Raw genomic sequence first — 25,115 nt, 5'->3', positions numbered from 1 at the left:
ACCGGCGCTATTACCAAAATGCCGTGATCATTCCCCGGGGAAATTTTTGTCGCCCGCGCCACATAATCCCTTCATCCTGGTCTGAATTTTCGTTCATCAGGTTGTTGAAGCGCATGGACCTGGCTACCCTCAGTTTCGCTATACATAGGAAGTGGCGAGAAAATGAGGATGAAATGTCGCAAAAGATTGGATGGATAGAGAATTTACGTGCCGTGGCCTGCCTGATGGTGATTATGATCCACACCACCACCTGGTATGTCACTACCGGGCTGTCAGTGGGCGAACACAGCTGGGATCTCTCCAACCTGTTGAACTCTGCCTCCCGTGTCTGTGTGCCCATCTTCTTTATGATTTCCGGTTATTTATTCTTTGGCGAACGCAGCGCGCAAGGGCGGCATTTTCTGCGCATCGTGCTGTGCCTGCTGTTCTACAGCACGGTGGCACTGCTCTATATCACCCTGCTGACGCCGATCAACGAAGCGATGTCGGTGAAGCACCTGCTGCAAAAACCGGTGTTCTACCACCTGTGGTTCTTCTTTGCGATCATCGTCATCTATATGCTGTCACCGCTGATTCAGGTGAAGCCGGTGCGGGCGCGCTACCTGGCGGTGGTGACGCTGGTGCTGGCGCTGCTGGCCAACCCCAATACCATCGACAGCTCGGTGGCCCGCTTCCACTGGCTGCCGATCAACCTGTATATCAACGGGGACACCATCTATTACCTGCTGTACGCGCTGTTTGGCCGGGCGATTGGCATGATGGAGACGCAGAAGCGCGGCGTGTCCTGGCTGGCCGGGGGCGTGTTTGCTGCCTGCGTGCTGATGATCGCCTTTGGCACTAAGCGGCAGTTCGCCATCAATGGGGCGTTTGCCGATACCTGGTATCTGTACTGCGGCCCGGCGGTATTTTTCGCCGCCGTCAGCCTGCTGGTGCTGTTTAAAAACACCCTGAACGACCGCGTGAATCCGTTTTTCGCGCTGATTTCCCGCTGCTCCCTGCCGATCTACGGCTTTCACGCGCTGTTTATCCACTATATGCGCACCCATGACCTGGACAACACCGACCATCCGCTGATCGACATCCCGCTGATTTTCGGCATTACCCTGGGCGGCAGCCTGCTGCTGGCGCTGGGCCTGCAGAAGCTGGATAAGCGCCGCCTGGTCAGCTGACCTTTTCCTGCGCGTCTTTCGCCACCTTCAGCGGGCGCAGCCGACGGATGCGCGGGTTAAGGATCACCTTCGGCATGCGCACCAGCCTGCGGCGGTTCGGGTTACGCACCGGGCGCTCGTGCCACAGCTTGAGCATAATCACCGTTAGCGCCAGCAGCGCGGTAATGCCGTTGGCCGCCATTACCGGCACGTCGTGCATACGGTGGCCATACCACGTCCAGCAGGCAACCCCGAAGAACAGCGCCGCCCACATTCCCAGCGACAGGCCGCTGGTGTCCTTATTCTTCACGATATGCAGCACCTGCAGGCAGAACGAGCCGGTGGTCACCCAGGCCGCCAGCGTGCCCAGCCAGACCGGCCACGGAGAAAGAAAAATAATCGACAACAGTGCCAGCGCGACGGTGGTGGCCACAATGAGCAGGTTCTTCATAACGTTTGTGCCTCGTGTCAGTAAGCAGTGGGATTACGCTTTTTTATAGCTAAATCGGTTTAGCTTTTGATGTAAAAAAAAGCGCAATGTTACAGGTAACACTAGCACAGGCGTTGAGCGAATTGAAATCGGGCAGGGTGCTCCCTGGTGAAAGTGAGCAGAGCGGCCTTTTTCTGACGACGATTATTTCAGGGTGTTATCCCCCTTCCTTTTTCACCCCTCCCAGCGCTGTAATGCCCGGCGCAGCTGGCGCGAGGAGGAGAACCCGGCCGACAGCGCGGCGCGTTCATTGCCTTCGCCCTGCTGCAGGCGCTGCTGGGCAATCGTCAGCCGCAGCTGTTCATGATAGTCACGTACGCTGATGCCGAGATGCTGACGGAACAGCCGCGTCAGATGGCGCGCGCTGACGTGGACTCTGGCGGCAATCTCCTCCAGCGGCCACTCCTGCTCCGGCTGCAGGGTCAGCAGATCCTGCGCGCGGTGAATGGCGGGGTGAATGTGGTTGCGGTAGCGCAGCCAGGGAGACAGCTGCGGATCTTCCCCCGAACGGCGAAAATAGACCACCATTTCCCGCGCCACATCCATCGCCGTCTGCGCGCCGCACAGGCGGTTAATCAGATGCAGCGACAGGTCGATACCGGCGGTAATGCCCGCGCTGGTCCAGATGCCGCGATCTTCGACGAAGATGCGGTTTTCTTTCACAATCGCCCCCGGTTCGGCTTTTTTCAGCCGATCTATTACCTCATGATGCGTAGTGCACTGTACGCCGTTCATCAGCCCGGCTTTCGCCGCCAGCAGGGAGCCAGAGCAGATGCACACCAGCGACACGTCACCGGCATGAATGGCGGGCTGAATGCGCATCAGCCAGTGACGCGCGGCCACCGCCTGCGGCGTGTCGAACCACACTTTAGAGTCGCTGACGCCCGGGAGCACCAGCAGGCTCCCGGCTGGCAGGGATTCCGGCAATGGCTCAATGCGGCTGATGTACATCTCGGTGGAGGTGAGCACGGATTCATCCGGGCCGATATAGCGCAGCGAAAACGCCCCTGCTGCCAGCTTCAGCGTTTCCGCCGGACCAGTGAGATCCAGCGTCATCACACCGGGCAGGGTTACAAACCACACCGGGATCGTCATATTATGCAAGCTCCTGCAGGCAGCCCTCAGCGGTGCGGATATCGGCAAAACGATGGATCAGCACGCTTTCGGTACGGTGGCGTAAGTCGGCAATGCTCAGGGTAATCCCATCATGGGTGATTGGGAAGGTCAGCGTTGCCTCGGTGACATAGGTCACGCGATAGCCGAAGTCCGACGCCACGCGGGCGGTGGTTTCACAGCACTGCTCAGAGCGCAGGCCGCTGATAATCACATGCTTCACCCTGTTCTGTTCCAGCCACTGTTGCAGGCCCGATTCGGTCAGGGCGTTATGGACTTTTTTGCGGAAGCTGGCGACCGGCTCATGGGTCAGAAACGGCAGACGCACCACCAGACCGGATCCCGGCGCAAAGGCTCCTTCGCTTTCGACATGGAACACATCCACCACCGGGATCCCCTTCGCCTGACAGCCCGCCACCAGGGTGCTTAATGCTTTTTCGAATGCCGGGGTTTCTGGCGTTTCCTTGTAGCCACGCTCATAGAAGGATTGCTGGGCATCAATCACTAACAGTACGGTATCGGTCATTTCTGGACTCCTGCTGGATGGGATTAACGCTATGATGGACGGGATAAGGCAGGGAAAGAAGGCCAAAAACGGACAGCTTACTGTCGGTGTGGGACATGGGGACGATTTCGGTAAAACCCGGAGTTTATTTGTGGTCATTGGCAATGGTATACTCAGCCCCTCTTCAAAAGGGAAGATCGTCGTCTCCGGTGAGGCGGCTGGACTTCAAATCCAGTTGGGGCCGCCAGCGGTCCCGGGCAGGTTCGACTCCTGTGATCTTCCGCCATTCGATATCTCTCAAACTCTCCTGAATTCAACTAAAACCCCGTTTATACTGGCTTCAAGCCATGATTCTGTCTACAGAGTTCAACCGAACTCAACCCACATCAAGTGATACTTGGGGGTCCTTTAGGGGGTTTAAAAAAGTATGCTATTTTCTGGCACCCCCGTAGGCACGTTGTTACCCCTTTTTATCTGGTTTGGCAGCACCTCGCTTGAGGCCACTGCCCATATCTATCAATGGAGATGCTATGCCACTAACGGACATAAAAGTGAAAACGGCCAAGCCGATGGAGAAAGCCTACAAGTTGGCTGACGGCGGTGGCATGTATCTGCTGGTCAAACCCAATGGCTCAAGTACTGGCGTTTGAAGTACCGGTTTGCTGGTAAAGAGAAGATGCTTTCTATCGGCGTGTATCCCGATGTCTCATTGGCTGATGCGCGAGAGAAAAGAAAGGAAGCACGCAAAAAGTTAGCCTCTGGTGGCGATCCAGGTGAAGTGAAGAAGGCTGAAAAGCCGTCGCAAAAGCTTTCTATCGCGAACACCTTCGAAGCTATCGCACGCGAGTGGCATCAGCATAAGGCCGACCGTAGGTCGTTACGCTACCGTGAGGAAATTATCGATACCTTCGAGAAAGACATTTTCCCTCATATCGGCAAACGTCCTATTGCTGAAATCAAGCCGATGGAGTTGCTGGAAACGTTACGACGGATGGAGAAACGTGGGGCATTGGAGAAAATGCGTAAGGTACGGCAGCGCTGCGGGGAGGTTTTCCGCTACGCCATTGTTATCGGGCGTGCTGAGTACAATCCGGCCCCCGATTTGGCAACAGCATTGGCTACACCGAAAAAGACGAATTTCCCTTTCCTTAGCGTTGAAGAGTTACCGCACTTCCTCAGAGATCTCGCTGGGTACACCGGCAGCATCATCACCAAAACCGCAACGCAAATCATCATGCTGACAGCGGTCCGTACACAAGAGTTACGTTTTGCTCGTTGGCAGGATATCGACTTCGAGAAACGGCTTTGGGAGATCCCTCCTGAAGTGATGAAGATGAAGCGGCCTCACATCGTTCCGTTGTCTGAGTAGGTAGTGAATTTGTTCTTGTCACTGAAACCTATCACAGGTGCATACCCATTGGTGTTCATTGGGCGAAATGACCGGACGAAGCCGATTTCAAAGGAAAATGTTAACCAGGTGATTGAGTTGCTTGGGTACAAGGGAAGGCTGACGGGCCACGGATTTCGCCACACGATGAGCACGATTTTGCATGAGCGAGGTTATAACTCGGCTTGGATTGAGACCCAGCTTGCTCACGTTGATAAGAACGCAATTCGTGGAGCCTACAACCATGCGCAGTATCTGGACGGCAGGCGGGAGATGATGCAGTGGTATGCGGATTACATGAAGAGTTTGGGTGTAGGGCTTGAGAAATAATACAGACATAAAGATGTCTATACTTTATGGGATTTCAATGCTGCTCGTAAAATTTATTTATGTTAGTAAGCTAACAGTGCCTGTAGATATATTGATGCCCTCAGCCTGTAGGAACTAATGCTGGCAAGGCGTTGGGAGCGTAGAAAATAATAGGGTGTAAATACTCTTAATTTATAATTGTCCTTGAACGAAACCGATGACTAAAAATACAACCAATAAAGATTTGCATGTGGTGCGGTAGAATGGTATATAAGCCTTATAAATACGCGTGTTGTTGCGTATTTATAAGGCTGGATGCTTGGATTTACATAATCTGGTGGTACAGTGAAGAGGGTTGTAGTAGGTGAGGTCGTTACCGGTTCCCCCTACCAAAGTGCTTTCCAATAGATGCGACTTTAATTTTTTTTCGACCGGTAGGTTCGTGGAATTTAAGAGCAAAATAAATTCTAACGAGGTTAACTGATTGTAGTCTTCTCCCACTATCATCCCAATTTATTTTTAAGTGATATTCACAATTGACTAGCTCATTTCCTTCCGCATCATCGATAGGAAAACTAAACATTGGTTTATTTGAGCCTTGTCGAGTGCAGGCTAATTGTTTACCAATATTAGATGTATAAGAAGAAATGAAATTAAGATCCTCCTGGTTTTTATTAGGATCTTTTGAAATGAAATGATAACATTGATTTAATGCATTCAGTGAATCAGATATAATGAATTTATAATCTTGATATGTTCCTTGAATAATAGAGTCTAAAGTATCTTTTATATCTTTATGGAATACAATGTTATCATAGTTATCTTTAGACCAATTTATAAATTCCTCCTTGTTTTTATTATTTTCTGCGATAAACATTGAGTTTTTTTTCAGTGTATCTTTCCAATTGCTGGTATGTATGTCAATACTTTTCCCAGGCCATGGAATACCATCAATAGTTAGCGGATAGAGTCTAGGGAATGTTTTTGGTATTACGCCAGAAAGTGAGTCCTCATAAAAAGAACTTGCTATGTTTGATTTTACATTAGAAATGGCTTTTTCAAACATATCATAATAATGAGTAAATATGGATAAATCTTCCTGAGCTATTTGAAATATTATTTCTTCAAGAGATAGAACATCAGAAGGTGATTTATAATCTAAAAAATCCTTAGCACATTCTACATGTATATTTCTAGAGTAACTATAATCGCTAACAATACTTTTTAGCGTGTCTGTCAATGCAACAATATCATCAAAAGTATTATTAACGGATAAAGAGCTACACGTATATCGCGTGATATAAATGCGAGAGGCTATAAATTTCTTCATTTATTAACCCCGAAATCTCTCACATTTATATTCTTGATTTCTTCACCTTTAATTAAAGTCTTTAGATCGTAAGCTTGTTGGTCAAAAAAACCTTCTGGCCACTTAGAGAGTTCTCCTTTATCACCAACATCTATTTCATCAACATTACTCTGGCTATTATTATTAGAGGAGACGTAATAAACTTTAAAATCTCCTTTTTCATATTCATTATTTAAGCGAGCAACAACTCGCAATCCATTCAGCAAATGATCACTATGAGTTTCAATTATTACTTGAACTCCAGATAGGGCCGTGAGAGCAATTAATCGCCCTAGGAAACTTTGGCCTCTTGGGTGAAGATGAGCCTCTGGATTTTCTATTATGACTAACCCTCCCGGTTTGGTTACTAAGAGTGCTATAACAACGCTTAAAGCATAGCTTAATCCAAAACCCATATTTAAAGGAAGAGTTTTACCGGAACCAAAAGCTTGAAATTGAGCATGACTTATGCCAGCTTCTTTTACTATGTCTGATTCTATTATAAAACCAGGTGATATCTCAGACATCCAGTAGTTAATATTTCTTCGAATTGAAGAGTTCTTATCTGCCTCTGGGTGAGTTCGTACATCTCCTTCAGAAAGCCTGATTCCTGTTTCATCTAAACTCGAATAAACCTCATATGAATATTGCCCCTTGGAACCTAGCCAATTAATAATTGATTCTGTTCTATTTATATTAAAATAACTACGTGGGCCATATCTTTCTGCCTCAATAAACTGGAATCCATTATTTATAAAATAATTTGTTGATATGCTTTGCAAAGCTTTAACATTAGAAGTTTTGAACGTGAGATGATTTTTAAGTTCGACTTGTTCATTAAAGCTATCAAATCCCCAAGAAAAAGTATGGTTCGTCCTATTTTTGATGTCTATTTCAATTCTAAGACTTTCATCACCATCGTTTGCATGGCGAGAAAAAATGTCAGCCGAAGAGCCCAATGTAACTAAATCGCCATTGATTGTTGCACTTTTTGAAAACTTGCTCTGAAAAGGAATAGCAATAGCCTGAATAGCTGTACTTTTCCCAACTGAGTTGTTCCCACAAAAAACCGTAAGTTTACCAAAATTGAATATTTGTTCTTTATAGCATTTGAAGTTTTTTATATTCAATTGCGTAATCATTTCTGTGCCTCCACCATTTCTATAATTTCAAGCTCGCAACCAGTAGTCATTTTTATTATATTTATAATGGATTCGAATCGATAAAGGATTGTAACACGTTTTCCTGTAGAGTTAGAAAGAGCATAATGAAGGCCGCGATTAGCATCAATATATGATTGGCTTAACCACTCAGAAAAATCTCCAGAGTCATCGTTGATTGCATTATATAATGCATCTTTAAATACTTCTTTTTTAGATCTGATTTGATTTTTTTGTTCATCAGATGCATTAGAAAAAAGGGAAACAAAGACTTCAAATAGAGGTTTACTAATTGGATCTTTTTTGCTGGAGTTTCTAACTTTTTTAAAAGCGTCTTTACCAAAAACTTCTTGGCAAAATTTCAAACCTAGTTCGAAATTTTTAGTTAAATCAGTAAGTTTTTGAGATTCAGAAATATAGGAGATAATATTTTCTTTGCTAACTTTATTTGTATTTTGGTTGTTAATCCACTGCATTGTTTTTGTTAGAAAATCGTCGTATCTGTTATTTCTATACTCCTTATAACCGTGAATCATAAATGCTAAGGCACCTAGGCATAGCTCTAAGTCTTTTTGCCTTTTAGTATTAACAGTATCAGTCGTTGCAGAAACAAAAATTTTGCTGGAAGCAAGGAATTTTAAATAAAAAACGCTAGATCCGAAGTTGATTGCAGACCTAATTTCTTGATCACTAAGCTTCACACCATAGGTATTGATTCTATGGAATAACTCTGTGATAAATTTGTTGGATCTTGGATCTTCAATATCAATTACATATGCCGTTATCTCAAACTCTCTAATTGCTCTAATATAATTCCTATTAAAATCTTTGAACATTAAACCATTAGCATCAAAAACTGAAGAATTTTTTTCAAGCTTTAACGTAAATTTATTTTGCATGAAATCTTGGACAGTTGTCAGTCGCTGCAAACCGTCAATAACAACCCAATTATCATTTTTTCTCTCCCCGAAATAAAATATTGGCAGAGGGAGTTCCATAAGAATAGATTCGATCAGCTTTGATTTTTTATCATCGCTCCATATGCGATCTTTACGCTGATAATCAGGTTGGATCTCAATCTCATCATACAATAGACGTTCGTATAAAAGTGCAAAGCTTGGTGTTTGCCTACGTATATTCGGTACACTCATGAAGTTTTGTAGCTCATCAGTTTCTTCACTGTCGTCATTAGACATTGAAGAGTCTGAGTTGTCGTTACCTTCATCAATACCTGTAATATATGACATGTCTACTAAATCAGCCATATCAAAATCTTCACTTTCTGCAGCTTCTGAGAGACGCTCGATATTTGAATAATTTTCTTTTATATCTAATTGTAGAGTTGTGGAATTAATAATTTTCGAAATAGAGTCAAAGTCAGAGAGAAGCTCTCGTATTTTTGTATCAGCTATTAATCCGGGTGACATTTTATGAATCTTGTCAATTTCTTTATGTAGTAACGAAATATTATTAACAAGGTCATGTGAGAAACTTTTAAACTGAAGATTTTTAAGATTTGAGATTACTTTTCGTACATTGCGCTGCTCTGAAGTAGACAGTTCTTCTAAAGTTGCATATGGGCGTGTTTCTTCGTTACGTAATACGAGGTATATTGAATTTTCATATTTAAAATGATTTATAAATGGTAAATTTGCGAAGATTGTTTCTATTTGAGTTTGACTGGTTTTAGATAGTTTAAGTACTTGTTCAACAGCACAATACCCAGTTCTTGTTAGTTCGTTAAAAACAGACTCCAACTCTTTAAATGTTCTAGCTGATAGTCTTTTTTGACCATCAGCTTGAATGAAGCATTTTTTAGCAATATGGTCTATGCAGGTAATAATTAATGTCTTATTGCTTTCAAAAAATGATTCTAGTGGTAATTCTATTAGTTTGTTGATTTTTTGAATAACATCATCAAATTCCATGATTAACCACACTATGCTAATTTAAACGGTAATTATATCATGATGTTAATTATTTTTCCACATGAGTTGACTTTTGCATTATTATATATTTTCTAAGTAATCCAAAACAGATTTAGCAATAGCTTCTGAAAGTAAAAACGGTACTCCATTTCCAATAGTTTTAAACATATTAGTTAGTGACATGGATGAAGGGAGTTCAAATTCTTTTGGTAAAGATTGAATTGATAAAGCTTCTGACGCACTTAGCCTACGATCTTGATAAGGATGTAAATGTACCTCATTGTTTCCATAAGCGGTTGTAGGTGAATATCTCCATCGATGCAACCTCTTAAATGATTTTCCACTAGAATCACCTTCTTGTATAGTTTTAAATTTTACAATCCCTTTTCTAGGCTGAAAATAATGACATGAGTTGGGATGATTAAGAACATCATTTTTATTAAACCAATATTCAACAGTTAATTGTAAATATTCACTAAGCTCATTTGGTGGTGCTTTTACTGAACCTGCGCTATAAATTTCTTTTTGTGGCCATAGCTCTTTGGAAGGAATATCGTTCCTATTGAATATAGCGTACTTCTGCCAAAGAAACTCATTGTGAATATTATTTCTTTGTTTTTTATTTAATAGTTTATTTTTAATACCAAACAGAATTATTCTGTCTCTATCTTGTGGCGCTCCATACTCAAGGCTATTAGCAAGAAAGTCAGTTAAAATATATCCGCTTTTTTCAAGCAATAATTTAATATCATTATAGAACACTCTGTGCTTCTCAGTTTTCCATAAACCTTTGACATTTTCAAATAAGAAAAAATCAGGCTTATATCTAATAATTAAATCTATGTACTCCTTAGTTAGTCGGCCATTATCACCTTGATGTCCCCTGTTTTTTCCTCCATTTGAGAAGTCAGGACATGGCGGTCCCCCAATGAAACCCACAAGGCTTTCAGTTTTAGATTTCTTTACCAATTCTTTAAGTTTATTTTTATGCTCTCCATTGATGTATTTTTCTATACTCTCTAAGTGATGGCCATAAACTGGAGTAGGCAGCTGCATTACTTTCCTGGAATGAATATAGGCATCAAAGAAAGGCTTGTGTAGCTCGTTCATAAATCTAATATCGAACCCTGACTTTTCAAATCCAAGATCTAAAAAACCAGCGCCAGAAAAAAATGAAAATACAATAGGTTTATTATCTTTCTTTAACATTTCAAAACTCAACATTTATCCCAACATGACATTATAAATCGTATTTGACTATGATGATACAAAATTCATGAAAAACCAACAAAGTGCAACTTATTGATATTGTTGGGTTTATTTGAATATTAAACTCTGCATTTGCATCTGATTGTTAGCTTGGTAGTGTTTGTGTAAGAGAAAACAACCAAAAATGGTTGATTAATGTTCTATCTATACGATTAAATGTAAAGTGTATTTTACCATAATTCCCTTGTAGTTATTGAATCTGCCTTTGGCCCATAAATATTTTTTTGCTAGTTTAGGCTTTCGGTTGGTATGTTATCTTAGATGCCAGATTAATATTCAAGGTGAATTCACTAGCGGTGCGGTATGTTGTGCTTTTGCTTGTCTTGTTGACATTATTATATCGAATGCATACATGTGTCTATCAAGTATTTTATTGTTCTTATATTTGCGCTCCGGGTTATGTTAGATCATGGCGTCTTTGCGAATGGAGAATCTTTAGCTATCTCAGATAACTGTTCGGGCATGTTTTTTCATCCAATGCTGGAGTGTTGCAATGCGGGTTTTTCCCCATATTGACACTTCAAATTATCAGTTGTTTTATTTGGTTTGCTTGATATTAGGTGTCTTGGATTTCCTGTGGTAAAATTAGAATTTATCAGCAAAAATCCTAAATAGATACGGATAGTAGCACATTGATTACTAACGCCCTGTGATTATTAACTCATTTCTAGAGCTTTTTACCACTCCAGTTCCTGCTATTGTGCAGTAGGCTACTTTTAATATTCCGTGGGACCTATCTACTAAAAAGTAGCCTACTAAGGCTGGCGGTATTGGTCTTTGTGTGGTTGCCCAATCTACGTTGATTTCGCGTGAGTTCTCCGATTGTGCGGATAATCTTGTCGACATTGCTAATAACGTAGGATGGGTAGATAAAAAAGCTGATGACTGAGAATCAGGTACCAATGGCCGTGCGAGTGACACCACCATGAAGAGTAACCCGTGGACGGCAGTTAACCTTGATGGTGCCATGTGTAAAGGCTGTATCGGTTGCTTTGTTAGCCCACACGAAAGCTTCCCCTGGTGCTAAGCGGCTCAAGTCTTCTGGTTCCAAGTGTCTCAGGGCGGTATTGGCTTTCTGGATATGCTTCAGCCATGCAGGGGAGTTGAATCGGTGAAGATAAAGTTGTGTCGACAGCTCTATCAGCGCCACGGGAACTGACGGCGGGTCCTGTGAAGCCACCAGAATACTGGTAGCCTTATGGCGCATCTCGCGAACAACCTCTATCAAGCCTGCCACCAAGCCATCATTACCGATGTACTTGTGAGCTTCATCGAATACAACCAGCTTGCTGAAGGTTTCACCCTGCCAAGTGGCTTCAGCAAATATCTGCAGCATCACGACAAACAGACCCAACGCCTCGGCCTTCTCAATGTACTCGTCACGCAGGTCGACAATAATCAGCCTCCCTGGTCGCAACAGTGTCTGCAGGCGCTGCATGTCATCAATGTATTCACTGGCAAAATCCAGGCGCTGAAGTGCCATTTTTTTCTTCTGTGCGCCAAGGTCGGATTTGCTCACGGCTTCGCGTAAGGTTTCAAATGTGAGTTCACCTCGCCGTGTACGCATCAGGCCGTTGATTTGGCGAACATACAGGCTTGGGTTGCCCACCGTACCCATTAAAAATTTCCAGTGTGATGCATTGAGTTCAGCAGCAGAAAACGCGATAGGAAGAACGGGAATGTCTGGATGCTCTGCCTGTCGCTGTGCCACCTTGCTTGCAGGTGTCAGAATCAATACATCTTTCAGTGCCTGTGGTGTCGTCTTGTATTGCTCTCGTAGCAGTGAAATATCCTCCGCTACTGAGTTTGCCTGCCTCATAGATGTAAATTCGGGCGCATAGTCTTGTGTTGTGCTGTAGTGGAAGATAACTCCTGCACGTGGGGCGGGCAGAGTATTGATATTGTCGATACTGTGTAGTGGTATAGTAAATTTGGCCACCTGAATAGAGGTGATATCATCACCTCATAGTCAAAACAGGTGACATTATGACCGGACGTAACAGACGCAATTTTTGCCCCGAGTTTCGCCTCGAAGCTGCCCGGCTTGTACTCGATCAGCACTACACCGTTGCCGCCGCTGCCACTGCGATGAATGTCGGAAAATCCACGATGGACAAATTGGTTCGACAACTGAAAGATGAGCGAGCGGGAAAATCACCCATAGCTTCACCCATGACATCTGAGCAGATTGAGATACGTGAGCTAAAGAAAAGACTTCAACGCGTTGAAATGGAAAGAGATATATTAAAAAAGGCTACCGCGCTCTTGATGTCACACTCCCTGAACAGTTCTCATTAGTTGAGAAACTCAGGGCGAGGTTTCCCGTTGCCGTTATGTGCAATGTGTTTGGGGTTCATCGCAGCAGCTATAAATACTGGCGGCAACCAAAAAAGCCTGATGCCACGCGAGTGACATTACTCAGTCTTGTTCGTGAAAGTTATCGCGAAAGTAACGGCTCCGTAGGCGCACGTAATATTGCCGCGATGGTCACGAACAAAGGTGTAAAACTTAGCCGCTGGCGGGCAACAAAGCTAATGAAAGAGCTTTGTCTCATCAGTTGTCAGCAGCCTGGCCATAGGTATAAGAAGGCGTCTAAGGAACACGTTGAGATCCCCAATTATCTGGAACGCCAGTTTGCTGTAACCGAGCCTAATCAGGTCTGGTGCGGTGATGTGACTTATATCTGGACGGGTAAACGCTGGGCTTATTTGGCCGTAGTGCTTTATCTGTTTTCCCGTAAACCGGTTGGCTGGGCTATGTCATTTTTCCCGGATTCTGCACTGACAGCTAAAGCGCTGTCCATGGCCTGGGAAGCGCGAGGAAAGCCGGCTAATTTACTGTATCACTCGGATCAAGGCAGCCACTCTACCAGCAGGAATTTCAGACAATTACTGTGGAGATATCAGATAAAGCAAAGCCTGAGTCGCCGGGGAAATTGCTGGGTTAACAGCCCAATGGAACGGTTCTTCAGAAGCCTGAAAACAGAGTGGGTACCGGATAATGGCTACGCAAATTTTAGCCAAGCCAGCGCGGCAATAACGAATTACATCACAGGATATTACAGCCAGCTCAGACCCCATCAATATAATGGTGGTTTGACGCCGAATGAATTAGAAAGATTGTTCTGGAAAAACTCTAAAGCCGTGGCCAGTTTTTGTTGACCACTACAGTTGCGGGACGTAAATCGCAGAGTATTCGTCAAAATTACCTTAAACCTATGGTTGATGCAAAGCAGATCAGATTAGCATTCCCTAATAAACCTAACTATCCGAAGCAGGGATATACTCGTGTTTAATAATTTCTTTGCGGCTGATTGGGGTTTTTACATTTTCAGGGTAAAATAATTCACCCCGTTCTGTTCAACGTCACTGATTTCGTTATGATTTTCAATCGGTATTGTTATAAGTAAAAATCTCCTTCCATTATTTCCCATTCTGGAATTCTCCTCGCATTTTATTTCCTCTGTTACAGCGATTTATCATTCTTTTTTCGCTATTTTAGGGTGAGTCATCAGTGTGTTTTTATACAGGAAGGTTTTTATGAATCGCGGTGTTAACGGGCGGCAACCCGTTAACACCGCTGACCACAACAACTAACAGGACTAGTTATCATGGCTAAATACGATTGTAAGTCAGAACCCGTTATTTCCAAAATCCAGCGAAAGTTGAAAGTGGGCTATATCAGCATTCGGCATGAGGATGCCAAAACCGGGTTAACGCATCATTATTCGCGCAGCCCGTCGCTGAATCTCAAGGGGCTGTGGCTGGAGGCGTGTGGTTTTCCCACCGATACGTCCGTCACGGTGCGGGTGATGCCGGGCTGCCTGGTGATCGCCGCAAACCCGCCGCCCGTTACGCCTGCCCGTCAACTGCTGGCCCGCAGCGAAGCGCTGCCGGAAGCCGCCCTGAAGGAGCTGCACACGGTGATGGAGGCACTGCTGATCCGCGAAGGGCTGGGCAAGGTAACGGTTTAAAAACCAAAGTGGCTTCGGTATTAAGGGGAGGGGGGATAGTGAGGTCAGCCGACCCCATCCCCTCAACCATTCTTGCCCGCTGTGGGTCTGGAAACAGCCACACCGGGGGCAGTGGGTGAAGGAGGAAGGGCTGGTTGCAGCAGGCTGCCGGCCAGGGAAGGCCGGCCGCCAGGCCACAGGGACGTGTTTATGCCGTTGCAGCAAGCAGTCCTTCCTCCGGAAACCGGGTATCGTGCTTCCCGCGATAGCGCCCTGGTTATTTTTCTGGGGATACCTCAGGGGCCGACCCGACGATACCTGTTCCGGTAAAAACGGCGTATCGGTCACCCCTTGCATCTTCCCGGCACTGGCCTAAAATTTCCCTCTCTTTAGCGCAAGGAACATCGGATGTCACAGTACTGGTGGAAGGATCTGCACGACCGCAATCAGGCCTGGCTGGGGCTGGCATTACACAGCCAGAAGCCGCTGACGTCGCCCATTCTGGAAATGCACAGCGGGCATCATGGCCGCATGGCGCTGTCGCTGCGCGGTGTGCCGCTGTTCTGGGCCTCGATGCTGAAGGATCACTCCGGCCTGTGGCTGGTGTTCAACACTGAACATCCCGATCCGCAGGCCGTCTTCCCACCCATTACCTCACCGGCGCTGGAGTCCATTCGGCGTACCGGGCCGGAGGCGTGGATCGGTGAATGGTGCCGTTACTTTGCCCGCTATCTGCTGACGGCGGATGTTCCGCTGCTGCCGGCGGGCCGCTGGCTGCTTCGCCCGATGCTGCCCGCCGTTCCCACTGCGCCTTACGCGCTGCAGCGACAGCCCGCGCTGAAGGACTGGCGTTTTCACGCGCCAGCGCAGAGCGGCAATATCGGTTTTAGCTGGTCACTGTTTGGCAACGACATTCCGGATATGACAGCCCCGGTTCGCGTTTCACAGGTGGACTGGTGGTGGAACGGTACCCCGCTGCTGGCGCGCTATGCCATTCAGCCCGACGCCGGGCGTCTGAAGTGGTGGCGCAAAAAAGTCCGGGAAGGGACGCTGCCGCCGGTGCTGGTACGCTTTTTTGCCGGGCTGGGTTCGTTCGTGATTCTGGACGGGCATTACCGCTTACAGGCCGCTATCGAAGAGGGCATTCCGCCATTGTTCCTGGTGCTCAGTGAGCTGGGGGAAAGAACCTTCCCGTCCAACCCGGAACATCAGGCGAAGATCGTGGCTGCGCTGGCAGCACAGCAGCAAAAGAACTCCGCCAGCAGTATCGACGGCATGAATCAGACGCTGATCAACCTGTATGACAATGCGGAGATTTACGCTCCGGGCCAGAGCCGGGCCGTGCTGGGTGAGGGGGAACGCTGGGCGCGGGAGGTGACGGCATATCTGCGCAGGTATGGGGAAGACGCCGTGCTGGAGAAAATAAAGCGCCGTAGCGCGTAACGTTTCGGCGTCTTCTACCGCACCGCGGAAATAAGGCTGGCAGGGCTGCCCGCCTGTTCTTTAATCAAATACCCCGTTAATCACCGCCGTCACTAAGGCGGTACTCAGCGCAATCAGCACCAGATTGTCACCGACAATCTTCCACTCATAGCCCGGATAATAGGGCAGCTGGTCGAGCATTGAGGCGGGAACGGCTTTTTTCGCAATGCCCGGCGGCAGCGGCTTGCCGCGCGCCAGGTTTTTTGCAATGCCGGGGGGCAGGGACCGGTAGCCGGTCAGGCCATAGTTCAGCGCCAGGTGGCGTGCGGCATCAAAGCTGATATCGTCACTGACCCGATCCGGCTTACCGTGATTTTTACGGTGTGAGGGACCGCCCTCATTTTTGCCCGGCTTGTCTTTCTGGCTGTGGCCGTGCTTGCCATTGCCGTTACCCTTTCCATTCCCGTTACCCGGATCCGCCAGCGCCGGTGTGGCAAGCAGTGAACAGGAAATAATAGCGGCTAAAACAGCCGTTATACTGCGGCGTCTGAACATGATCGTTTCCCCAGTGGTTTTATCTTAATAATATTAGGACAGGCGCGCGTAAATCACCCTATCCTGTCGTCTGATTTTCACTGCGCAGCGCCCGTGTCTTATTCCATCTCTTCAGATTTTGATCATGTTGACCAGCATGGCCACCCACAGCAGAAAGCCTGACAGGAAGTAGCCATAGAGAAATTTATTGCCCGCCGGGAACTGATAAGGCCCCTCAATGCCCGCCTTTCTTGCTTTTAACAGCAGCAGAGGAGGAAGAAGCACACTCCAGATCACCAGCGCAATCCCGGCATAGGCCAGCGCCGGGATAAAGCCATCAGGGGTAATGATGCACAACAGTGCAGGGGGCAGATAGGTCATCGCTGCGGCAGGAAAGGACGATGTTATCCCTAAAAAGGAACCTAACAGGTCATGAAGATAGTCAAAAAGACCGAGGGAGGCGGACAGTAAAGACGAGGTCACGGCAAAAAAAGCAAAGAACAACAGAATGCCGTTAATGTAATGGCTCAGTTCATTTTGGCTCAGGGCGGTCATAAAGACATTGATATTGCCCCCCTGGTCTTTGATGGCGGCAAATGCCCCGCGATCGAGGATGCCCATCGTCATGCCCAGCCAGTAGATATAAATGAGTGCGGAAATCCCCACGCCGAAGCACAGGGACTTAACCACGAATTTGTGTTCCTTCCCGCCATACATTTTGATTAATGAGGGGATGCTGCCATGAAATCCGAATGAAATGATACAGACAGGGAGCGTTAATAATATTGCGGAAAAGCTGCCGAACGCCGGGCTGGTTAATACCAGCTCCGGGGAGATGCGATGCAAATGTCCTGCCGTTGCCATAAAAAAGGCGGTGAATTTAGCGGCAATAAAAAAGGAGATGATGTGGGCAGAGAACTGCCCGCCCTTGCAAACCACGGCGGAGACAAACAGGGTGATCAGCATGACGGAAAGCACCGGATAGCGTTTCCCCGTCAGGTCAGATTGCAGGGTGGAAAAGACCGCAGAGGCCCCGGAAAGATACGCATAGGTCACCAGGTAGAGCACAAACACCAGGCTCAGTCCAACGATGAAATTGACCTTTCTGCCGAGCAGTTTTTTTGTAAACGTATGGAAGCTCGAACCCTGCGGAAATCTCATGTTCACATCGACCAGCATCAAACCCGACGCGAGCATAAATAATGCGGAGAGCAGGAGAAAAACAACGCCTTTGGTAAACCACAGTGCTTCTAACGCGATCGGCAGCGCAAACATTCCGCCTCCGACAATGGTTGCAACGACCAGGACGGTGCCGTGAAACGCGCTGTTACTGTACTTCTGCATCGCTATACACCATAAAAAATCCCGGCAGGCCCGGGTTAACATTGCCTCTCAGCGTCAGGCTTTGGAGAAACCGTAAAACCTGTCGCGCCCCTCCTGTACGGATGGGGCCGACAGGGCACGCCGTAGAATAGCATGGCTTTCTCACATAATTGAAAGGCAGCCAGTGGGGATAATGAGAAGCCCGGCATCACAGCAGGGTGCTCAACTCATCCCGCAGATCGCCCTGGCGGAGCCAGTTCAGCAGCTCTGTGTTGCGTTTAAACCCTAATTTTTTCATGGCTGACCCTTTGTGGGCGCTGATGGTTTTGACACTCAACCTGAGCTCTGCAGCAATCTGGCCCGGAGACTGGGCCTGGCGCATCGCCAGCAGAACTTGCTTTTCCCGTAGCGTCAGCGTCAGTGCACAGCGCGGACACGCCCAGGGCTGGGCAGCAGGCGTGTCATGCTTCATGATACGTTCAACCTCGTTTAACAGCGTCCCGGTGCTTATCAGGCGATTAATTACACTTTTTTCGCTCAGGCAGGGGACAAGCCGCTGGCGGTAGCCCGGCGGAACGGGCTCCTGGATGGTGATCAGAGACTGGTAGTGAGCGGGTTGTCTGTGGCAGTACTGCGCAGTCTGGTTCAGATTTTGTTGCTGGAACACGAGGTCGGCTTTCCAGTAATACTGGGCGGGTAAAAACGCCGTCGTACAGCCCATTCTGATGAAGTAGGGTCCCAGTAGGGCTTCCAGCCCCTGGGAAAAATACTGGTCATTATCCAGAATGACGATATCGATATGTGATTTCATAGCGTGGTGTGCCCATCACTGCTGGCGGGGGAAAACCGTGCGTCGCGTGGGAACAGGCGTTCTGCCTCCTGACGATATCGCTCCGCCAGCGCAGGCTTTTCTTCGTGGCGAAAAATGAGCAGCAGGTTGGCATAGACATTTTTATCAATGCGGTGGCTCAGATAGCCCTGAGCCCAGTCGGCGTACTGATGCAGTTGCTGTTCATCGCGAGTGTGATTAAACGCCAGCAGCCCGGCCAGCTGGCGATCAAAACTCAGACGGTCGCGATGTATCCAGCTTGTCCAGGCGGGCAGCGCCTCAACCGGTTGCATATCCTGCAGGCCGCCGCGTTCTGCGCGGGTTAAGGTCAGCCCGCTGTATCCCCCCCCGATCATCATCGCCAGCGCTGACAGAGACAGCGCCAGCATCGGATATTTCCAGCATTGCAGTCTGTTCTCTCGCCACAGACGCGGACTGACCAGCCGGTCCAGCATCGCCAGTAACAGTAAGAACACCAGCCAGTGCAGTGTGGAGAGATAAAACGGGTATTCAGTCTGCGTGTGCAGCGTCACAGGCAGCAGCGCCAGGCAGAGCGCTATTGCTTCGCCTGCCGTCGACTTACGACAGGCAAAGGCCCGCTGGTCACGCTGGAGCGCGCGCGCGATCAGCTTTATACCGCTCCAAAGCAGTAGCAGGATGCCCAGAAGGGCAATAACCCCTCCCTCCACCCACCATAGCAGCAGCTCATTATGGGGATGACGGGCGATCTCTGTCACGACAATGGGGGGATCCTGATCAATGCGAAAATGCTGAAAGCTGTATTCAAAGCCACCGTAGCCCCAGCCTGTCAGCGGTTTATCGGCAATCATCGTCAGCGTGTCGCGCAGCATGGTATACCGCGCGTGGTTAGAACGTTCGTGGCTGGTATACGCCAGCGCATCGCTTAGCCCGCTGCCCAATTTCATCACGGCTACCGCGACAGCAATGCCAGATGTCGCTAACAACGCAGCCACCACTATTCGCTGCGGAAAACGGCGGCCAAAAAAGAGGATAAACAGCCCCAGTACCAGGAGTGCGGCGAGCCAGCCCGTTCGCGACTGTAACCAGGTCAGCACCATGGGCATGACCAGCAGCGCCAGTGCGATGGCCCGTAGTCGCCAGCGCTCCATGCGCGCAGAAGCAAGACGGAATCCCGGCAGCAGAAAGGCCGCCAACGCTAACGCCAGGCCGGTAGCGATAAAGCTGGCCACGACATTAGGCTGTTGAAAAATGCCCAGCGCGCGATGCTCACTGACCGGCACCCAGCTTTGGGCAACAGAGGGCGCAAAGAGCTGCAGCATGACAATCAGCGCCTGACCGGCGGCGGCCAGCAGGATCAGGTAGAGCACCCCATGGCGCTGGCGTTCCGTCAGGTGCATCTGCAGCCAGGTAAAATAGAAGCCTGCCCCGGCGAATAATCCTGCCAACCGCCACAGGGCGGTACTCTGCCACTCTGCCCGGGTAAAGAGAGCCGGAAGCGCCATGAGCAGGCAGGCGGCCAGAATCAGGCGACAGGTCGGCGTGATCGTTATGCGGCGCTGCGGTGCGTTATACCAGCAGACGGCGATCAGCAGTGCTGCCGCCCCGCTGAACAGCAGGTTAAACGGCAGTGCCAGCCCCACCCCGCCGGGGTTGGGAAGATAAATAATGCTGGGGATAAACAGCAGACTCAGGCAGAAGAAAACAACGCGATTGGCTATCACGATAATGACCATTAATAAATAAAAGGTTAATGAAGTATGGCGTTATGACTAACGTCATTGTTTACGATAAATATTGCACCGCTGATTTCAGGAATTACCGGTAATTAATATTCAGAACAAGGCTTTTACTGGCGGCGCCCGGCACGAAAAATATCAAGGTCACGCCCAGTTGATCTCCTGCGCCGCATGGCTGGCTTTTCGTTCTGTTTATCGGGAGCTTATTCATTAACTGAATAAATACGCCATACCGTAAAGCGCCTCAGCGTATTTATCCGCTGCCAGGGTTTTTCAGAAAAATGATAAAAGTGCGTTATTTTCAGGCGCTCACCATTTACGCTTAATCTCAACAGGCGCACGCAATCAGTCATGAGATCGGGTTACACGGACAGTGATGATGGCGATCGGCAACTTAAGAAAATTCTAACCTCACGCCCATTAAAAAACGATATAATCTGTATAATTGTAAGAAATTAGGATAAAACTCCAGATGTTGGCATATAAGCCTTAATTAAAAGATAGTTAAACCAGTTCGTTAAAGGTTAAAAGCCATTCCGCCTTTGTAATTTTAATAAAACTCCGGCCCGTCGCGTAAAAAGACCTGCTGACGGCGACGGGCCTGATGCCCGGCAAAATCCAGCCACATGTTAACTGCGCGGTTGAGCTTTCGATAAAATCTGACGGTATCTCAGAGAGGGTCTATATAGACAATCGTCCAGCCCGTGTACTAGCCCGAGGAGACGTCGCTGCTGTCACTAAGCTTGCTCTCGATCGTCACAGTAGACAAACCGGCCGGCAGCTCTTTTCGCGCACCATCGAGTACCTCTAATTCGGCCGTCAGACCAGGTGCCAGATTCAATCTTTTCTAGTCAAATCATATAGATACTGTCGCCGGTGCCGTGCAGTTGATTGTGAGAGCCCCACGAGCTGTGTGACCACTGATACCCTCCGGCGGCAAGGGACCATGGCTTAAGGGCAGGGATGGGGTGTCAAACCTGCAATAGACTGGATTTGCTGGGGGCTTACTGCAAAAGCTCATGGGGCCGTGAGAGGTCTTCGATATAGGCGAATCAACGCTTGCATACATCGGGCACCCAACGTTTCCCTGATCGCTGCTTTGAAATGATGTGCGTTGACCACATTTTGCATAAGCGAGTTTTGCTGCTTCGGCATGGGTGAGAGAGGGATCGACCTGGGCTTCACAGACCACCCCATCGGTAGGGCTCCCCCAGAAGGCCTCATGAAATATGCCGTAAAAGTTGCGCCCCGTGGGTTTGTCAAACTCCGGGCCCGCTATTTCAACCAACTGCTGTTCAATATATACAGTTGATGTAAAGGGATCGCAGTACGGGCAGTGGATTTTGTACCCGGTGGTGGTTATGACGGGAAAATTGTGAGCCAACGCACTAGACACGTGTATCGTTGACACAAAGGTGGATAAAAAAAGATTATTACGCGTAGCATATTCAGATCATCATTCCATCATTCATTTTAGAACCTATCACCCGGCAAGAGTGAAGTCATACCCGGTATCCGCTTTGCCCATCATGTTCACCATGCTTCGGACGTTGTCAAAAGCATACAGGCGGCGATTATTGCGCGAAAGGGACCCGGCGCAGCGGTGTTGCCCGCCAGCATACGCTCATTAATAGAGCCGCGCCGCCGTAGACCAGCAGATTAAACGGCAGCGCCAATCCAATACCGCCGGGGTTGGGGATATATATCGTTAGATGTCGATAACAATCAGTTTCTGGAAATAAATAAAAAGAAATAGGCTTTCTTACCGTGAAGCCCGCTATTCCCAAAGTTTATGGGTCAATGTGATGCCAGTGTGCCCCGTACTACGGGAGTTTACGCCACGGATAGGGCGAAGCGAAAAAATTTACTGTCATAGCTGGCAGCTTTGTATTTGCAGAAATGCGTTTAAATGACGGTATGGTGAGGGCATAACGCCAAACGCCCGTGGAGATGACGAACTTGCGTGGGCCGTCCCGCCGGTGGTTTGCGGTCGTCATAGATACTCTACCGTATAAACAAAGGCTGCAGAATAGAAGCCAGGTTTAGGGCTATTCACGGTTGCACCCACAGTGAGATCAACATAACTAGGGGCACCGTCGCCGGTTATATGGAGAGCTCGTTCGGGTGCCGAGGCCCACAGTTCAAGACCAGGAACAGGACTGCTTGTGGAGGGCCCAACGACAGATACACGGATATCCGTCTCCCCGCCGCCGGAGCACGTAACGGCCGAACGTACGGCACGTGTGGTGTTCTCGGTGAGTTCGCCGAGATCGACGATCGGTGGCGCGTCGATGACACATACGAGAGGAGTGGAAATGCTGCCCTCTGAGCTGTAAACCAGGTGGAATGAATTGGATTCACATATGCGAATATTTATTGCAACGCCGGATGGTTGATCCCCATAGCGATTTGACGCTTGTGGGATTGCCACGTTGCTGAACAGTGAGGCAGCGAAGGAGGTGACTGCGTCCGACAGGATGCCGGGACCCTTTTGTGGGATGCACTTCTTAGCGGATTTTTCGAATAGACGGGTCTTCCCGTTGTTTGTCACAAATATCATTGCGCATGAGGTGTCATTGTTGGGGCAAACTCCGCCGTAGCCCGCATAGGTGTCACCGCCGAATAGACGGAGGGAGCGGATGGTGGCCTGGCGGGGAGCCGGCGAGTCGGCGAATACATCTGCATATGCGGGATTGGGTTGGTATCGATCGGGCAGGCGTGACAGGTCGTACGCGAGAGCATCGTTACACAGGAGGCTGACGCAGAGAATCACCGGGGTGAGGGCTTTTGAAGATTTGGTCATGTAGTAGAACTCGCATAATTTCATTCATCCGACAGAGCGAAAATCAGCAAATATCATCCATTGGATGACCCCGCATACGCTCTGCCCATAATGTCCACCGTGCAGATTAAACGGCAGCGCCAATCCAATACCGCCGGGGTTGGGGATACATGGTCCTTGTAGTGGAAGTCCCGCCCCGCGCGTTCGCATCAAGGCTTCGCCGCGCTGGGGCTCGGATGCCTGTGAGCGATGTCGTACGCTGGATGGAGGTAGCCCCCTGATAGGACAAGCCTGACCGCATGCAGTTATGAAACAGAATCATACGTCACTGCAGTTCAGCGGTTACGACCGCAGACGCTGTGTACGTCCCCGGAGCGGCAGACCCAGGGACGGTCGTTGCTCTCAAGGTCGCATCAAGGGACTGATTCTTCTTGGCCTGCACACGATACACGTTCGATCCGCCGCCCTGGCTCTCTGCAAAGCTCATGCGTACAACCCCTCCCGGCGCGTAGGGGACGTCCGCGGAGCCATCCCGCCCCCCGACCTTGACAGTCACTCCCGTGTCCACGTTGCATTTGATAGTCAAAATGGACCCGCCTGTGCGGATCTCATCCGGGCCCACAGGCCCCAGGTCGATGTTGGCAGCTTTAAGACTGCATGAAGGTCGGGGTGGCAGACCGGTCCATTTCGTGATGCGAACAGTCACCCGATAGTTCCCGTTCGTGTCGCCATACACGGATATGGTGAACTTGGTCGTCAGCCCTTGCTCAGGACGAGAGATCATGGTGAAGCCCTTACCCCGTCCACCGTAATCACGGTGCGTAAGGTCGGTGATAGTATTAGATAGGCTGGACCACGCATCATCTTCGTCATACGGTACAAAGCCATTGTGGGAGTAGCAGTCTTCATAGACGGAAGTTATCATGTTCCCGTACCCGGTATCGATCATCCTACGGTCGATGCAGTCAACAGGAAGTGTACCAGTCGACCCCGTGGTAATTTGATCATCCCATTGAACATCTTTGAGGTATGCCCTCTGGTTTGCCTCGTCCCACACTCCCACGGCGGTTACGTCTCCACAGGAGGCGCCGAATGATGCGCCCAGCAGGAGCACGAAGGTCAGTCCTTGTCGCAGAGTGTGGATGGTTCCTTTGCGTGTCATGTTCGTTAATTCCGAAGCAACAGATCATAAGATCTAAGAATTATTGGGCGTTTAAGCCGTTTCGTCAGTACTACGCACTGGCTTCAACATACGCTCTGCCCATAATGTCCACCGTGCCTCGTACGTTCGCACTCGTTCCGCAGTTTCTGTCGATGACAGCCCCTGTCGGCGAGCCTGCTCGTAAAGCCGCGCGCGTCGTGCACGGTGGTATTCTTTGCAGTTGCCGATACAGCCGGTCGTCCTGCTGCGCCCAGTGAAAGCGCAAATGCCAGATGTCGGCATTGGGCGGGGCATGGCGGTTTGCCATGCCGCTGCACTGTTATTCATATTCCAGGCTAAAGGTCACTACCGCACTGAACGGCCCGCGCTCAATGCTTTTATGCTTCAGCGCGTCCGGTTCACCCTGCACATAGGCCTGTGCCGCCAGGGTGTTGGCCCCGCTCACCAGTGCCTGCGCCTTGCCTTGCTGGTTAATGGGCAACGGTTCGCCCTGCGCAGTTTCCATACCGATGGCGATGCCGCTGGCCTGGCTGGCACCGCTAAGCGCCAGCAACCCCGGCAGCGCGGTGCTTTCATTACCGCTGAAGGTCACCCTGACCGTTTTACCCAGGCTGAGATCGCACTGCGCCAGATGCAGCCTGAACGCCTGGCCGGGGGTGCGGGTGTTCAGATACAGGTACTTGTCGATTACCGTGTCAAAATCCAGCACCACCGTTTCATCGCCCGGCGGGATCAC

General features: G+C 48.9%; 18 protein-coding genes, 1 tRNA gene and 1 pseudogene. 7 read left to right on the top strand and 13 right to left on the bottom strand.

All coding sequences use genetic code 11. From position 1 onward, the window contains the following. Window positions 1–173 precede the first annotated feature (173 nt). Window positions 174–1,169, top strand: a complete 996-nt coding sequence (locus tag IFU29_RS18470; protein ID WP_191935206.1) for an acyltransferase — start codon at window positions 174–176, stop codon at window positions 1,167–1,169. On the opposite strand, the gene IFU29_RS18465 is transcribed toward IFU29_RS18470, so the two are convergent. From IFU29_RS18465 to IFU29_RS18455, 3 genes are all read right to left on the bottom strand, one after another. Next, entirely contained in the window at window positions 1,162–1,599 is a 438-nt protein-coding gene (locus IFU29_RS18465) for a SemiSWEET family sugar transporter (RefSeq protein ID WP_244633744.1), read from the bottom strand. The genes IFU29_RS18470 and IFU29_RS18465 overlap by 8 nt on opposite strands. 213 nt (window positions 1,600–1,812) lie before the next feature. Next, complete coding sequence (locus IFU29_RS18460) at window positions 1,813–2,733, bottom strand: GlxA family transcriptional regulator (protein WP_191935205.1); 921 nt, start codon at window positions 2,731–2,733, stop codon at window positions 1,813–1,815. A gap of 1 nt (window position 2,734) precedes the next feature. Further along, window positions 2,735–3,277, bottom strand: a complete 543-nt coding sequence (locus IFU29_RS18455; RefSeq protein ID WP_191935204.1) for an isochorismatase family protein — start codon at window positions 3,275–3,277, stop codon at window positions 2,735–2,737. A gap of 170 nt (window positions 3,278–3,447) precedes the next feature. Between IFU29_RS18455 and IFU29_RS18450 the strand changes: the two genes are divergently transcribed. Next, a tRNA-Sec gene (locus tag IFU29_RS18450) sits at window positions 3,448–3,542 on the top strand. 244 nt (window positions 3,543–3,786) lie between these two features. Then, a pseudogene (locus tag IFU29_RS18445) lies at window positions 3,787–4,973 on the top strand (tyrosine-type recombinase/integrase). Between the two features lie 352 nt (window positions 4,974–5,325). Here the strand turns inward: IFU29_RS18445 and IFU29_RS18440 are convergent. The 5 genes from IFU29_RS18440 to IFU29_RS18420 all read right to left on the bottom strand — a co-directional run bounded on the left by IFU29_RS18440 (window position 5,326) and on the right by IFU29_RS18420 (window position 12,476). After that, window positions 5,326–6,282 carry a hypothetical protein gene (locus IFU29_RS18440; RefSeq protein ID WP_191935203.1) on the bottom strand — a complete coding sequence of 319 codons (957 nt, stop codon included), beginning with the start codon at window positions 6,280–6,282 and terminating at the stop codon, window positions 5,326–5,328. After that, window positions 6,279–7,442, bottom strand: coding sequence for a DUF3696 domain-containing protein (locus tag IFU29_RS18435; protein ID WP_191935202.1), 1,164 nt, complete (start codon window positions 7,440–7,442; stop codon window positions 6,279–6,281). Before IFU29_RS18435 ends, IFU29_RS18440 begins: the two co-directional genes overlap by 4 nt. Beyond that, on the bottom strand, window positions 7,439–9,388 hold the full coding sequence (locus IFU29_RS18430) for a DUF262 domain-containing protein (protein ID WP_191935201.1): 1,950 nt from the start codon (window positions 9,386–9,388) through the stop codon (window positions 7,439–7,441). The genes IFU29_RS18435 and IFU29_RS18430 overlap by 4 nt, the downstream gene beginning before the upstream one ends. A gap of 81 nt (window positions 9,389–9,469) precedes the next feature. Beyond that, window positions 9,470–10,597: a DNA cytosine methyltransferase gene (locus IFU29_RS18425; RefSeq protein WP_198424999.1), complete on the bottom strand. Its 1,128-nt coding sequence runs from the start codon at window positions 10,595–10,597 to the stop codon at window positions 9,470–9,472. Window positions 10,598–11,549: 952 nt separating this feature from the next. Continuing rightward, window positions 11,550–12,476: an ATP-binding protein gene (locus IFU29_RS18420; RefSeq protein ID WP_191935199.1), complete on the bottom strand. Its 927-nt coding sequence runs from the start codon at window positions 12,474–12,476 to the stop codon at window positions 11,550–11,552. Window positions 12,477–12,643: 167 nt separating this feature from the next. Here IFU29_RS18420 and IFU29_RS18415 point away from each other — a divergent pair. From IFU29_RS18415 to IFU29_RS18405, 4 genes are all read left to right on the top strand, one after another. After that, window positions 12,644–13,818, top strand: a protein-coding gene (locus IFU29_RS18415; RefSeq protein WP_191935198.1) for an IS3 family transposase whose coding sequence is annotated in 2 segments (ribosomal slippage) — window positions 12,644–12,902 and window positions 12,902–13,818 — 1,176 coding nt in all. Because the reading frame shifts where the segments join, the coding sequence is not laid out codon by codon here. Then, window positions 13,812–13,952, top strand: coding sequence for a Fic family protein (locus IFU29_RS22725; RefSeq protein ID WP_342214490.1), 141 nt, complete (start codon window positions 13,812–13,814; stop codon window positions 13,950–13,952). The genes IFU29_RS18415 and IFU29_RS22725 overlap by 7 nt, the downstream gene beginning before the upstream one ends. Before the next feature lie 315 nt (window positions 13,953–14,267). Then, entirely contained in the window at window positions 14,268–14,630 is a 363-nt protein-coding gene (locus IFU29_RS18410; RefSeq protein WP_191935197.1) for a SymE family type I addiction module toxin, read from the top strand. A 387-nt stretch (window positions 14,631–15,017) separates the two neighbouring features. Then, window positions 15,018–16,052 (top strand): hypothetical protein, encoded by a 1,035-nt coding sequence (locus tag IFU29_RS18405; protein ID WP_191935196.1) that lies wholly within the window; start codon window positions 15,018–15,020, stop codon window positions 16,050–16,052. Window positions 16,053–16,112: 60 nt separating this feature from the next. Here the strand turns inward: IFU29_RS18405 and IFU29_RS18400 are convergent, their stop codons facing one another. The 5 genes from IFU29_RS18400 to IFU29_RS18380 all read right to left on the bottom strand — a co-directional run. Beyond that, window positions 16,113–16,586 carry an anti-virulence regulator CigR family protein gene (locus tag IFU29_RS18400; RefSeq protein ID WP_191935195.1) on the bottom strand — a complete coding sequence of 158 codons (474 nt, stop codon included), beginning with the start codon at window positions 16,584–16,586 and terminating at the stop codon, window positions 16,113–16,115. A 111-nt stretch (window positions 16,587–16,697) separates the two neighbouring features. After that, window positions 16,698–17,909, bottom strand: coding sequence for an aromatic amino acid transport family protein (locus IFU29_RS18395; protein ID WP_191935194.1), 1,212 nt, complete (start codon window positions 17,907–17,909; stop codon window positions 16,698–16,700). Window positions 17,910–18,096: 187 nt separating this feature from the next. After that, entirely contained in the window at window positions 18,097–18,699 is a 603-nt protein-coding gene (locus IFU29_RS18390) for a helix-turn-helix transcriptional regulator (protein WP_191935193.1), read from the bottom strand. Continuing rightward, window positions 18,696–20,420: a PglL family O-oligosaccharyltransferase gene (locus tag IFU29_RS18385; protein WP_342214489.1), complete on the bottom strand. Its 1,725-nt coding sequence runs from the start codon at window positions 20,418–20,420 to the stop codon at window positions 18,696–18,698. The genes IFU29_RS18390 and IFU29_RS18385 overlap by 4 nt, the downstream gene beginning before the upstream one ends. Before the next feature lie 4,278 nt (window positions 20,421–24,698). Further along, window positions 24,699–25,115: fimbrial protein (locus IFU29_RS18380; RefSeq protein WP_191935191.1), on the bottom strand; the 417-nt coding region annotated here is incomplete at its 5' end.

The sequence above is a fragment of the Erwinia persicina genome, from assembly GCF_014838825.1.
Classification (GTDB): Bacteria; Pseudomonadota; Gammaproteobacteria; order Enterobacterales; family Enterobacteriaceae; genus Erwinia; species Erwinia persicina_A.
Note: the sequence above shows the minus strand (reverse complement) of the source record. Positions and strands in the feature narration are given on the sequence as shown.

What these genes read in the sequence shown, in the direction of transcription:
- IFU29_RS18470 (WP_191935206.1), top strand. Translation starts at nt 174, where the DNA reads ATGTCGCAAAAGATTGGATGGATAGAGAATTTACGTGCCGTGGCCTGC.
- IFU29_RS18465 (WP_244633744.1), bottom strand. Translation starts at nt 1,599, where the DNA reads ATGAAGAACCTGCTCATTGTGGCCACCACCGTCGCGCTGGCACTGTTG.
- IFU29_RS18460 (WP_191935205.1), bottom strand. Translation starts at nt 2,733, where the DNA reads ATGACGATCCCGGTGTGGTTTGTAACCCTGCCCGGTGTGATGACGCTG.
- IFU29_RS18455 (WP_191935204.1), bottom strand. Translation starts at nt 3,277, where the DNA reads ATGACCGATACCGTACTGTTAGTGATTGATGCCCAGCAATCCTTCTAT.
- IFU29_RS18440 (WP_191935203.1), bottom strand. Translation starts at nt 6,282, where the DNA reads ATGAAGAAATTTATAGCCTCTCGCATTTATATCACGCGATATACGTGT.
- IFU29_RS18435 (WP_191935202.1), bottom strand. Translation starts at nt 7,442, where the DNA reads ATGATTACGCAATTGAATATAAAAAACTTCAAATGCTATAAAGAACAA.
- IFU29_RS18430 (WP_191935201.1), bottom strand. Translation starts at nt 9,388, where the DNA reads ATGGAATTTGATGATGTTATTCAAAAAATCAACAAACTAATAGAATTA.
- IFU29_RS18425 (WP_198424999.1), bottom strand. Translation starts at nt 10,597, where the DNA reads ATGTTAAAGAAAGATAATAAACCTATTGTATTTTCATTTTTTTCTGGC.
- IFU29_RS18420 (WP_191935199.1), bottom strand. Translation starts at nt 12,476, where the DNA reads ATGAGGCAGGCAAACTCAGTAGCGGAGGATATTTCACTGCTACGAGAG.
- IFU29_RS18410 (WP_191935197.1), top strand. Translation starts at nt 14,268, where the DNA reads ATGGCTAAATACGATTGTAAGTCAGAACCCGTTATTTCCAAAATCCAG.
- IFU29_RS18405 (WP_191935196.1), top strand. Translation starts at nt 15,018, where the DNA reads ATGTCACAGTACTGGTGGAAGGATCTGCACGACCGCAATCAGGCCTGG.
- IFU29_RS18400 (WP_191935195.1), bottom strand. Translation starts at nt 16,586, where the DNA reads ATGTTCAGACGCCGCAGTATAACGGCTGTTTTAGCCGCTATTATTTCC.
- IFU29_RS18395 (WP_191935194.1), bottom strand. Translation starts at nt 17,909, where the DNA reads ATGCAGAAGTACAGTAACAGCGCGTTTCACGGCACCGTCCTGGTCGTT.
- IFU29_RS18390 (WP_191935193.1), bottom strand. Translation starts at nt 18,699, where the DNA reads ATGAAATCACATATCGATATCGTCATTCTGGATAATGACCAGTATTTT.